The organism is Rhodococcus sp. EPR-147 (genome assembly GCF_001647185.1).
In the GTDB taxonomy this organism is placed as follows: domain Bacteria; phylum Actinomycetota; class Actinomycetes; order Mycobacteriales; family Mycobacteriaceae; genus Rhodococcoides.
Genome location: NZ_LVCU01000501.1, coordinates 1 through 12909, shown reverse-complemented (window position 1 = coordinate 12909; position 12909 = coordinate 1). Strand labels below are relative to the sequence as shown.

5 protein-coding genes and 1 pseudogene are annotated in these 12909 nt (G+C 66.0%); 3 read left to right on the top strand and 3 right to left on the bottom strand.

What is annotated here, in order from left to right:
• A partial coding sequence (locus tag A2J02_RS21545; RefSeq protein ID WP_231893941.1) for an AAA domain-containing protein occupies positions 1 to 4896 on the bottom strand: 4896 nt, incomplete at its 3' end.
• 219 nt (positions 4897 to 5115) lie between these two features.
• Here A2J02_RS21545 and A2J02_RS21540 point away from each other — a divergent pair.
• From A2J02_RS21540 to A2J02_RS21530, 3 genes are all read left to right on the top strand, one after another.
• The gene (locus A2J02_RS21540) at positions 5116 to 5712 is read left to right on the top strand and encodes a dihydrofolate reductase family protein (RefSeq protein WP_068053333.1); all 597 of its coding nucleotides are present in this window, start codon (positions 5116 to 5118) and stop codon (positions 5710 to 5712) included.
• Positions 5713 to 5732: 20 nt separating this feature from the next.
• The gene (locus A2J02_RS21535; RefSeq protein ID WP_068053330.1) at positions 5733 to 6404 is read left to right on the top strand and encodes a TetR/AcrR family transcriptional regulator; all 672 of its coding nucleotides are present in this window, start codon (positions 5733 to 5735) and stop codon (positions 6402 to 6404) included.
• Between the two features lie 386 nt (positions 6405 to 6790).
• On the top strand, positions 6791 to 12268 hold the full coding sequence (locus A2J02_RS21530; RefSeq protein WP_068053335.1) for an ATP-binding protein: 5478 nt from the start codon (positions 6791 to 6793) through the stop codon (positions 12266 to 12268).
• Between the two features lie 126 nt (positions 12269 to 12394).
• On the opposite strand, the gene A2J02_RS21525 is transcribed toward A2J02_RS21530, so the two are convergent.
• The gene (locus A2J02_RS21525; protein ID WP_143536553.1) at positions 12395 to 12610 is read right to left on the bottom strand and encodes a hypothetical protein; all 216 of its coding nucleotides are present in this window, start codon (positions 12608 to 12610) and stop codon (positions 12395 to 12397) included.
• Positions 12611 to 12706: 96 nt separating this feature from the next.
• Positions 12707 to 12909, bottom strand: a pseudogene (locus A2J02_RS28820) (pseudouridine synthase); the annotation flags it as partial.

Below are 12909 nucleotides of genomic sequence, written 5' to 3'. Positions count from 1 at the left end.
GGTGGTCGAGAGGCTCGGCGCCGAGGACTCGATCGGCCGAGCGGTGCCATGGGAACCGTCGGACTCCCCGGTACCGGATCCGTGAGCAGCCCCGGCACCGTTGGCACCTCCGGAGCCGTTGACACGACCGGCACCGTTGGTGGGAGACACACCGTTCGTCATTCCCGAACCGTTGGTCGGTCGCGAACCGTTGGTCGGTCGCGAACCGTTCTGGACTTCCGCTCCGTCGGTGCTTCCGGAACCGTTGGTTGTCGTCGGTGCCGATCCTTCGCGGTCGGCTCCGCGAGCTTGCGACGCGGACGGCTCCTCGGTGGGAATGTCGATGCGCGGCATGGTCCACAGAGACAGCACCGACTCGTGGCGCGCGGGTGAGTCTGCGTGCGTGGACGTCTCGAAGACGCCGGAATCGTCGAACTGCGAGGACTCGAGTGGAACCGGGGTCCAGGACTCGTCCGAGCTCTCGAGACCCTCCACGACAACGCTGTTCGGCTTGATTCCCAGATGGGCCAACGTGGCCCAGAGGCTTTCCAGCGCCGCCTCGCGGTCCAGGTAGTACTCGGATTCACGCACCCGCCAGAACGTCCAACCGCACCTTTTGAGCTCCTGCTCACGCTGCAGATCCGCCAACCGCTGAGCGGGGGTCGACAGGAACGTGTCGCCGTCGCACTCGACGGCGAGCCGCGAGGAGTCGCCGGTGACGACCAGGGCGAGACGCCTGTTGTTCACCTCGACACCGGGATTGACGTGAAAACCTCTCTCGACGAGGTCGTTCCACAGCTGCTGCTCGAGCAGCGTCTCGAAGGGGGCCTTCCGGACCTCGCGCGAGACATCGACCGGCATGGGATCGGCCGGAGCGGGCGAGAAGGAGGTGACGTAACTCAGCAACGAGTTGCGCAGGTCCGCTCGCTTGAGACGATCGACCGTGACCGAGTGGAAGAGCCACAGCTGATCCTGTGCCCGCGACGCTGCCACGTTGAACCGCCGCTTGTACTGATTGGCGGTGAGGGTGGCGAAATTCTGATCGGGTGCCACCACCATCGACAGGAACACGACGTTCCGTTCGTCGCCCTGGAAGTCCGGCGGCGTACCGACGCGAAGTCGACGCTGCTCCCACTGCTCGATACCGATCCGCTTGATCAACTCGTTGCGAATCTCGTCGACCTGCGATTGGCCCTGCAGCACAACCACTCCGAAGGTCAGGTTGTCGTACGCGGAGTCTTCGAGGCACTCGGCGATCTGGTCGGCGATCGCAATGGCCTCGGTCCGGTTGACCAGTGACGCGTTCTTTCCGGTCACCGTCGCTCCGCGAACGTGCGTGTGCCGCAGCGGCGGTAGTCGATCCGCGCCGAACTGCCGCACGGGAACGAGCGGGGAATCTCCGTAGAACTGCTGACTCGACCAGTTGATGATCTCGGGCATCGAACGGAAGTGCTCACGCAGCCGCACCACCTGACCGAACCGGGTGCGCAGCATCGAGAACAGGCTCGACCTCGGGGTCAGCGTCGCACGCACGTGTTCCGGTAGATCGGGCAGGTAGACGTCCAACCGATCGAACACGTCCTCGAGTGTGCCGGTCTGTGGAACATCGGCCGGCGCGCACTGCCTGTCGTCGCCCACCACGATCACCCGGGGTGCGAGATACAGCAGGAAGAGACTGGTGATGTCGGCCTGACTCGCCTCGTCGACGATGACGACGTCGAAACTGCCCGGCACCGGCGGGATGGACGCGAGCACCTGCGAGAGTGGCATGACCCAGGCGGGCACGGCACTCTGCGCCTCACGCATCGCCGATCGTGCTGCACTGCGGTAGGTTTCGGCGTACTTACCGGCTCCCGAGCCGATGCTGGAGATGTGCTCGCGATAGGTCTGCAGCGCCCGCACCTCGACGGCCGTCATTCGCTCGAGACTGTTGCGCCAGGCACTGGCAGCGGCGAGACGTGTTGTGAGGTAAGCGATGTCGGTATCCGCAGCGGCCAACTCCGCCTCGAGTTGCTGCTCGAGGCCGCCGTGGTGCTGCTCGCCGACCCACTCGCGTGCCCGACGCCACGCCCAGGCCTTGGACATCTGCCAGCTCAGCTCGTCCCATTCGACATCACCGGCAGTGTCCCTGACCAAGTCGAACAACGCGGGTGCGACCTCGGACAGCGACGCCGACATCGATTCGAGCAGCAGTTGATCCTCCTGCTCGGAACACGCTTGCGAGTACGCCGCAACGGCGGCAGCCAGTTCCAACGGATCCGCGGTGCTCAACGCACTCACCAGATTCGAGCCCTCGGGCGACGGCCCGGCGTCGATACGAGTGGCAACCGCGAACTGCAGGGCGTCGAGCTCGGCGCGTGCGGCATCGATGTCGATACGCGTGGCGATGGCGTCGGCTGCCCCGGCGACTTCCCGAGCGTCGGCCAGGCTCCGAATCCACGGTGCCGCAGGCGAAATGGTGTACAGCCGGTGCACCAGGGCGTCGCGAGCAGCGACGACTGCAGACACCAGACCCAGCCTGTCGGCAATCCGCGCCACGTTGTTGACGCGAATCGACCGTGTGCCGTCGAGCGGAACGACGATCGCGAGGTCGGCCAGCAGCACCGCTGCGGTCTGCACGGTCTCGAGCGCGCGAATATGTTCGGCCACCAGACGCGCAGCCATCGCCGTCGTCGCAGGTTGCCCGTCGACGGTAGCGACGATATCGAGTGCCTCGACGGCCTTCTGCTCCTCGCTGCGACGGAACCGGGGCTTCCACTCGATACCCGACTCCAACGCGCCGGCGAACGCATCCATCGCCGTGAGTGCCGCCGGTGAGCTCGTCGAGCACTGCACGTCGTGCGCACCGACATAGCGATCGGACGCAGCGGCAGTCTCGACCATCGCGTCGATTCCGCTGACCCGAGACCACAGGTGGGCGGCCTCGCCGGACAGCACGGAATCGGTGAGGCGTAGGTACGAGCTGTCGAGTTCGACGACCGCTCGCACCCGAGCGGCGAGCTCCTCGCACAGTTGCCTGATCTCCGAGGCCACGGCGGGTTCCACGCCGTCGAGCAACGACACGAGCTCGGCGGCCTGGGGCGAGGAAGCGTCGATGCGCGCACCTGCGCGCTGGCAGAGCGATGCCAGTTCGGCCGAGTTCGGCAGCATGGTCTCGGGACGCGGCAGCACCTGACGCGAGCGAAGCTCTCGAGTCCCGTCGGAGCCGGCGATGAGCTTACGAAGCTGATCGACCTGGGCACCGTCGAGAGGTGGTCGATCGGCGAACAGTGGGCCGGGCAGCCACTCGTGGGCACCTTCGGCGGCCTTGACCTTGCGCACGATGGACGACACCGTGCCGTCGTATCCATCGGAAACGTATTCGTGCACAACAGTTTCGGACTCGCGGAGCGCGCTGACACGATCGAGCAACTCGGCCCGCCTGGCCAGAGCCGCTGCGCGCTGCGTCGTCAGTGCCTCGATCTTCTGCACCTCGCTGGCCTCGTCGAAGGAGGTCTTGCGCTCGGCGATCTTCGCGACGCTGCGGTTGAGCTCGTCGGAACCACCGCGGGAGAGGTCGGTGATGGATACGCAGAGCTCCTGCAGCTCCGGCGGGAGCTTGTCCCGCAGCACGCGCAAAGCTTGTGACTTTTCACTAGTGACCAGAACCCGTTGACCGCGCGCAAGGAGCCCGGACATGAGGTTGGCGATCGTGTGAGTCTTGCCCGTTCCGGGCGGTCCTTCGACCACGACGCCGCTGTCACGCCCCAGCCGTTCGATGATCTGCGACTGCTCGGCGTTGGCCGGCAACGGAAACAGCGGGTCCTCCGCCAGTGCCGCGGACTCCCCCGCTCCCGTGCGTTCGAGCCACGCGATCCGATCGGCCGGCTCGATGGCATCGACCAGTTGAGCGAGCCCGAGCGGTACCGGAGAGTCGGCGAACTCGAGGTCGGCGATCATCTGTTCGTAGTACTCGACCAGTGCGAACGAGTCTCGAACGCGGAGAACGAGGGCAGGTGAGACGGTGAGCGTGCGGTCGTCGTCGATGTAGGCGAGTGCCCCGGGCGGCCCGAGACGATCGAGTACCTCGATATCGTGCCGCGGCACCCGCGACGCCCAGTTCCTCAATAACTGTTCGACGCCTGCCCCGATGGGTGAGGTGACGGTGTCGTGCAGTTCCTGTGCCAAGGCGACCGAGCCGGAGGTGTCGAAATCGTCCGAGGCGGTCAGCAGCTGGCCGTCCTCGAGCCGCGCCGTGGTGCTCGCGGCGAGACGAACCAGCAGATCACCGGTACGCACGTCCCGTTCGATACTGGCCGATTGAGTGATGAGGTGAGTGCGCACGCTGCGCTGCGGATCTGTGTTGCTCGAGGTCAGCAACCCCGAGGCCACCACGAGTTCGATCGACTCGGGTCGCGATGCAAGCTCCTGCATCATCAGCTGCAGAGCCTGGTACAGAGCGGCCTGCGGACGCCGATCCCGATCCTCCTGCGCCCATTCCTTCCACGACTTCGAGTACTCCTCGAAGGCCTGCTTGATCTCGTAGGCCTTGCGAATGTCGAAGTCCGCATCGGACTCCTGCGCCTCCGCTCGACGACGAGACGTCACCGAGGATGCGTCGGCCAGCTCGAGTTCGCGATAGCGACTGTCTGCAACGACCTGTGGGTCGAGCCAACCCGACAGCAGCGCCGGCGGCTCGGGCGGATCGTCGACCGCGATGCGCGGTGCACGGAGCACCACACCACCCTGCTTGGCGCGTGGGTCGAGCTGCATGGGAACGTCACCGGCATGGATCCATTCGACCTGCACGTGGTCGTCGAAGCGCAGCACCGGGTTCGAACGCGCCTCGACGATTTCGCGAAGAAAGCGCAGCAGGCGTTGAACCCTGCTCTTGAGCTCGTCGTCGTGTTCACGACCGGTAGCCGCTGCAGCCGTCACAGTTTCCCCACAAATACTCGAATGGTCGTCCGTTTCAGGGACGGTGTTTGCACACCCGGGCCAGACTAGCCGCTGAAAACCGGTTGTTCGTTGCGTCCTGAGCACACAAAATACGTTCTAGTGCTGGTTCACAAAGACCGACTTCGGTCGCTGGATCCCCCACAGCGACATACCCCGCAAGCCCACGGGTTTTCACCCGTCGAACACGACAGGAGCCGAATGCGCAACCTGGTCTACTACATCGCCGTCACCCTCGACGGGTTCATCGCTGCACCCGATGGCAACTACGACTGTTTCGTGCCCGACGGCGATCATCTCGACGCCATCGTGGCCGAGCTGCCCGAGACGTTGCCGGTCCACGTTCGCGCCATGTTCGGCCTGGACGGTCCACCCGCTCGATTCGACACTCTCCTCATGGGCCGCGAGACGTTGCAACCGGCGCTCGACGTCGGTATCACCAGCCCCTATCCCCACCTGCGCCAGTACGTCTTCTCCCGCACCCTCGCACCGTCGGACGACCCCACCCTCACCGTCGTCAACGAGGATCCGATCGGACTGGTCAGGAGCCTGAAGGCAGAGGATTCCGAGTACGACGTCTGGATCTGCGGAGGTGGAAACCTGGCGGGTCAACTGCTGCCCGAGATCGACGAGCTGTTCCTCAAGGTCAATCCCGTCGTGCTCGGCAGGGGCATCGGCCTGTTCTCGTCGGGAATCGGCCCCGATCCGTTCCCCGCGGAGCGGTTCCAGCACCTCGAATCACGCCAGTTCGACAGCGGGGTGAGATTCTCCCGGTTCATCCGCCCGGACGCGCGCTGACGATGACGTATAAAGACTGAATGCCTGCCGCGCCGGAGCCAGACCGTGAGCTGCCGAATCGGGAGCTGCCGACCACCCCGCGCGGGCTGCGAACCCGTACCTCGCTCGTGGCCGCCGCGCGTCGCGTCTTCGAGGACAGCGGTTACCTCGACTCCCGGTTGATCGACATCACCCGCGCTGCTCGATGCTCCGCCGGCACCTTCTACACCTATTTCACCAGCAAGGAAGAGATCCTGGCCGCAGTGCTCGAGCAGGCCAGAGACGACATGCTGCATCCCGGAACCGAGCGAGTGAACCCGCACGACGATCCGGTTGCCGTGATCGCCGCGAGCAACCGTGCGTACTTCGAGGCATACCGCCGCAACGCGAAGCTGATGGCACTGCTCGAGCAGGTCTCGAACATCGATCCCGAGTTCCGACGCCTCCGCCGTGAACGCGCCGATGCCTTCGTCAGGCGCAACGCCCGCAGCATCGAGAGCCTGCAGAGCCGCGGTCTGGCCGACGCGGAACTCGATCCCCTGCTCGCCTCGCGCGCACTGTCCTCGATGATCAGTCGGCTCGCGTTCAATCACTTCGTCGTCGACGCCGCAGACGGTCTCCCGCCCGCGGACTCCGAGGATCTGCTCGCGACGGCGACGAGGCTGTGGGTCAACGCGCTGCGACTGCCACGGGCGAGCGAGGGCGACAGGTGAGGGAGACCGCACTCGGCGACGAGCGAACCAACTCGAGCCGATCGGCCCGAGTTGTACCCGCCAGTAATGTACTCGCCGGTAGCAACGAAAGTCGTCGAATGTCGAATTACGCCACGCGCCAACGCTACTCGCGAGTACGTTAGCGAGGTGAATAGAACCCGACAGCAACTTCGGAGCGAAATTGCTTGCCACAGAATATGATTCACTTGTTGGTGATCAATCACACTCACGCCGAACGCCGTTGGCGATGCACACGGCCTCGTTACCGTTAGAATGAGCCGATCGGAGTGCCGCACGATGGACGAGAAATCGACATGCCCGGCACCAATCCACGTTCCATCGAGTGCACCGACGCGGTGCGCCCACACCGAGCGAAGAGAGATACGTTGTTCAAGCGGATTGCAGTAGTCAACCGAGGCGAGGCAGCAGTACGCCTGATCCGAGCCGTCCGAGAGCTCAACGCCGAACACGATTACGGCATCCGCACCGTAGCGCTGCACACCGAGGCGGAGAAGCGGGCCATGTTCGTCCGCCAGGCCGACGAAGCGGTCACACTGCGCAAGCCTGCGAGCGGCTCGGCCTACCTCGACTACGGCGTCCTCGAGGCGGCGCTGGTCGAGTCCGGTGCCGACGCGGTGTGGGTCGGCTGGGGCTTCGTCGCCGAGGACCCGACGTTCGCCGACCTCGTCGCGCGCCTGAACATCACCTTCATCGGCCCGTCGGCCGACGCGATGCGCCTGCTCGGCGACAAGGTCGAGGCCAAGATCCTCGCCGAGAAGGTCGGCGTTCCCGTCGCACCGTGGTCCGGCGGACCCGTCGAAACCCGCGCCGACGCCAGGCGTCACGCAGCGGCGATCGGCTACCCGCTGATCATCAAGGCCCGCTCCGGCGGCGGCGGCCGCGGTATCCGCAAGGTCTTCCACGAGGACGAACTCGAACTGTCCCTCGAACGTACCCAGGGTGAGGCCGAGCGCTCGTTCGGCGACCCCGTCGTCTTCCTCGAACGGCTCGTCACCGATGCTCGCCACGTCGAGGTCCAGGTCATCGCCGACAGCCACGGCAACGTCTGGGCCCCGGGCGTGCGCGACTGCTCCATCCAGCGCCGCAACCAGAAGGTCATCGAGGAGTCCAGCTCCCCACTGCTCACCAAGGAGCAGGCCGACGAACTGCGCACCGCCTCGGCCGAGCTCGTCAAGGCCGCCGGCTACCAGGGCGCAGGCACCGTCGAGTACTTGTACCAGCCCGAGCAGAAGATCTTCACGTTCCTCGAGGTCAACACCCGCCTCCAGGTCGAGCACCCCATCACCGAATACACCACCGGCATCGACCTGGTGAAGCTGCAGATCCTCGTCGCCGACGGCCAGGCACTGCCCGGTGAATGCCCCACCGAGTTCGGCCACGCCGTCGAGGCTCGCCTCAACGCCGAGGACGCCGACAACGGCTTCGCTCCGGCTCCCGGCACCGTCGAGCTGCTCAAGTTCCCGCTCGGCACCGGCATCCGCGTCGACACCGGTATCGCGCAGGGCGACGTCATCCCGCCCGACTACGACTCGATGGTCGCCAAGGTCATCGCCTGGGGCCGCGACCGCAGCGAAGCGCTGGCGCGGTTGCGCAACGCGCTGCGTGAGACCACCGTCGTCATCGACGGCGGCACCACCACCAAATCGTTTCTGCTGAGCCTGCTCGACCGCGAGGAGGTCATCTCCGCCTCCGCCGACACCGGCTGGCTCGACCGCACCGAGGCCGGCTCTCAGGTGGGCCCGACCGCCGTCGCCGACATCGCCATCATCGCCGCGGCCATCGACGCCTACGACGCCGAGGAAGGCCGCGAGCGCACCGCGTTCCTCAGCTCCGCACGCGGCGGCCGGCCGCGCGCCACCCATGCCATCGGCCGCACGGTCGAGCTGAACTACCAGGGTCAGGCCTACAAGCTCGAGGTCGGCCAGACCGGCACGCACCGCTACAGCATCGACGGTGACGGCATCGGCGATCTGCAGGTCGACGTCGAACGCCTCGGCACCTACGAGAGCCGCCTCGTCATCGGCGACCGTCGCTACCAGGTGGTCACCGTCGCCGGAGCCGCGCACTTCCTCGTCGAGGTCGACGGCATCAGCCACCAGATCTCGCAGGACGAGGCCGGACTGGTCCGCGCACCGGCACCCGCCGTCGTCGTCGCCGTCCCGGTCGCCGTCGGCGACGAGGTCGAAGCGGGTCAGACTCTCGTCGTCCTCGAATCGATGAAGATGGAAACCGCCGTCCGGTCCCCCTACGCAGGCACCGTGCGTGAGGTACTGGCCTCGGTCAACGGCCAGGTCGACGCCGGAGCGGCACTGCTGCGCGTCGATCAGGCCGGTGAGCAGAAGGTCTCCGAGCAGGCACCGCGCGTGCAGTTCCGCGGTATCGACGATGCCGCACAGCGTTCGCCGCAGCGTCGGGCACTGGACCGACTCGACGAACTCGCCGCACTCATCACCGGTTTCGACGTCAGCGGAGCCCGAGCGCGAAACCTGTTGTCCACCTACGAGACTCTGCGTGCCGACGTGCCGCGCAACGATTCGGGTCTGGTCTCGGCCGAGCTGGATCTGCTCAACACGTTCGCCGATATCTGCGAGCTCTCTCGCAACAGGCCGACGATGGACGAGGAAAGCAACGACGAGCGCGTCCACTCCCCTCGTGAGCACTTCCACTCGTTCCTGCACTCGCTCGACGCAGACGTTCAGGGTCTCCCGGATTCGTTCCGCGCCAAGCTCACTCGCGCACTCGCGCATTACGATGCCGCCATCGACGAGGGCCGTACCCCCGAACTCGAAGAGGCCGTCTACCGCGTCTTCCTCGCTCTGCAGCGCATGGAGAACCAGGTTCCGGTCATCGCGGCCCTGCTCGGCCACTGGCTCAGCGACTGCTCCGCGCAGCCCGAAGCCACCCCGGCCATGGCCGAGGTACTCGAGCGCCTCATCGGTGCCACCCAGGCCCGCTACCCGGTCATCGGCGACGTCGCTCGCAACCTGCGCTTCCGGCTGTTCGACGAGCCGCAGATCCGCAGTGCACGCGAGAAGATCTACGACGGCGTCCGTGGCAGCCTGCAGTACCTTGCCGAGAACCCCGACGCCGCCGACTACTCGGCCCGCATCGCAGCTCTGGTCTCCACCCCGGAGCCGTTGATCGAGCTACTGGCACAACGCATCACCGATCCCGGTGCCCTGCTCGAAGTGATCACCCGTCAGTACTACGAGATCCGCACCCTCGAAGACGTCAAGGCCTTCGACCGCGACGGCAAGCACTTCGTCACCGGCAACTTCGAGCTCTCGGGCGAACGGCTGCACCTGGTATCGACCGCAACCGATTTCGACTCGCTCGCAGCAACTCTGGATTCGGTCGACGACATCGCCGGACCGGCACCGGAGAACCTGGCGGTGGATCTCTACCTGTCCTGGCCGGACGCTCCGACCGACGGCGACGAACTCTCGGCCCAGCTCCAAGCCGTGTTGGCTGCCCACCCGGGCACGGGCCACTGGCGCCGCGTGACGGTGACCGCCTTCGGTTCCGACACCCGCAAGATGACCTACCGTCGCACCACGGCCGAAGGATCCGAGCCTCTCGCCGAGGACACGATCATTCGAGACATGCATCCGCTGACCGGTCAGCGACTCGACCTGTGGCGGCTGAAGAACTTCGACGGTGTCCGGTTGCCCGCCAGCGCCGGAACGTACCTTTTCCACCTGACGTCGAAGGCCAACCCCTCCGACGAGCGCCTCGTCGCACTCGCCGAGATCCGCGGCGTCACAACACAGTTGGACGACGCCGGAAACATCGTCGCGGTACCGGAAATCGAACGCACCGTTGCCGCCTGCCTCGACGGCATCCGCCGCGCTCAGGCCGGACGCGGCAAGAAGCGCCTCGACGCCAACCGCGTCGTGCTCTATGTCTGGCCCGTCCTGAACGTGCCCGCCGACCGCATCGCCACCATCGCGCGGCACATCGCGCCGCTGACGATCGGCGCGGGCCTCGAGGAGATCACCCTCATCGCGCGTCTGGCCGAGACTCCGGGCGCGACACCGCGCGAGGTCGCGTTGCGCCTGTCGTACCGTTCCGGTGCAGGCATCGTGGCCAAGGTGACCCCGCCGCCGACCGAGCCGATGCGTCCACTCGACGAGTACACCCAGAAGGTGCAACGCTCGCAGGCCCGCGGCACCGTGTACCCGTACGAGCTGATCCCGTTGCTGAGCAGCAACGGTGGCACGTTCACCGAGTACGACTTCGACGCCGACGGCGTGCTCGCCCCGGTCGATCGTCCCTACGGCCGCAACACCGCAGGCGTCATCGTCGGCGTGGCCACCACACCGACGGCCAAATACCCCGAGGGCATCACTCGCGTCGCACTGTTCGGCGACCCGACCAAGGCACTCGGCACCGTCGCCGAGGCCGAGTGCTCGCGAATCGTCGCGGCCATCGACCTCGCCGAGCAACTCGGCGCACCCGTCGAATGGTTCGCATTGTCCTCCGGTGCAACGATTTCCATGGAATCGGGCACCGAGAACATGGACTGGGTCTCACGCGGCCTGCGTCGCATCATCACCTTCACCCAGGCCGGCGGTGAGATCAACATCGTCGTCGCAGGCATCAACGTCGGCGCACAGCCGTACTGGAACGCCGAAGCCACGATGCTCACCCACACCAAGGGCATCCTGGTGATGACCCCCGACAGTGCCATGGTGCTCACCGGAAAGCAGTCCCTGGACTACTCCGGCGGCGTCTCGGCCGAAGACAACTTCGGCATCGGCGGCTACGACCGCGTCATGGGCCCCAACGGCCAGGCGCAGTACTGGGCACCGAACCTGCGGGCCGCATGTGACATCCTGTTCGCGCACTACGACCACGCGTATGCCGCACCGGGAGAACGATTCCCACGTCGCGCAGCCACCGCAGACCCGACCGAACGCGACGTGCGTACCTACCCGCACGTGCACCCGTCGAGCGACTTCACCACCGTCGGCGACATCTTCTCCTCGGTCACCAACCCGGACCGCAAGAAGCCGTTCGACATTCGCACCGTCATGCGCGCCGTGGTGGACCAGGATCACTCGGTGCTCGAGCGTTGGGCCGACATGGCCGACGCCGACACCTCCGTGGTGTTCGACGCCCACCTCGCCGGAATCCCGGTGTCCGTCATCGGGATCGAATCACGAGCCATCCCCCGTAAGGGCTGGTTCCCGTCCGACGGCCCCGATCAGTGGACCTCGGGCACCCTGTTCCCGAACTCGTCGAAGAAGACAGCACGCGCCATCAACGCCGCCAGCGGAAGCCGACCGATCGTGGTGCTGGCCAACCTCTCCGGCTTCGACGGATCACCGGAATCGCTGCGCAACATCCAGCTCGAATACGGTGCCGAGATCGGCCGCGCCATCGTCAACTTCGACGGACCGGTTGTGTTCTGCGTGGTATCGCGTTACCACGGAGGCGCTTTCGTGGTGTTCTCCGGAGCGCTCAACGACAACATGGAGGTCCTCGCAGTGGAAGGCTCCTTCGCCTCCGTGCTCGGCGGTGCCCCGGCCGCAGCAGTGGTGTTCACCCGCGACGTCAACGCCCGCACCGCAGCGGACCCGACCGTCAAGGAACTCGAGACTGCACTGAACAACGCCTCGGACGACGCCACCCGCTCGGCCCTGCGCGTCGAACTGGCCACCGTACGAGCGAACGCACGCAACGCCAAACTGGGTGAGGTGGCAGCCGAATTCGAGGCCATCCACAACATCCAGCGAGCACAGAACGTCGGATCGGTGCACCACATCGTCCCCGCCGCCGAACTGCGCCCGCAACTGGTCGCCGCCATCGAACGCGGAATGGCGCGGTCGCTGGCCAAGTAGGGCTTGGGCTCACTCGACACAAACGCGCGCGCGCTTGCCGGGTGCTCGCGGAATGGTTACCTGTTCCGCGAGCGTCTGGCGAATGCGCGCGCGTTTGTCGGTTGGGGGGTCGGCTCAGGGCGCGCCTTACCAGTAGGTCACGTCCGTGGCGACGACTCCGGTGCACTGACCGGTGAAGATGGTCACCGCGCAGGCCTCCCAGAGCCGCGACAGCATGTCGAAACCACCCAACACTCCGCTCGCGCTACCGGTGCTCGCGCTTCCGGTATCGGCCACCGCGACTGCCGGCGACGCGATGGCGATGACTGCGGCTCCCAACACAACAGCAATACGACGCTTCACGCTGTTCTCCTCTTCTCTTCCATCGGACATGGTTCGCTCGACACGCTAACCTCGCGTCCCAATTGTCACAATCGTCCGAACGAACGATGCCGGCCGTCAGAGCTCGAGGGTTCGGGCACTGACAAAGCGCCTAGGTTCACCGGTGAGGGGGTCCGTGAAATTCAGTGCTCGGGCGAGGAGCTGCAACGGCCGGGTGAAGTCATCGGCCGGAACCGAGGTGAACACCGGATAGTACGGGTCGTTCACGATGGGAATACCCAACGACGACAGATGGATTCGCAGCTGGTGGGTCTTACCCG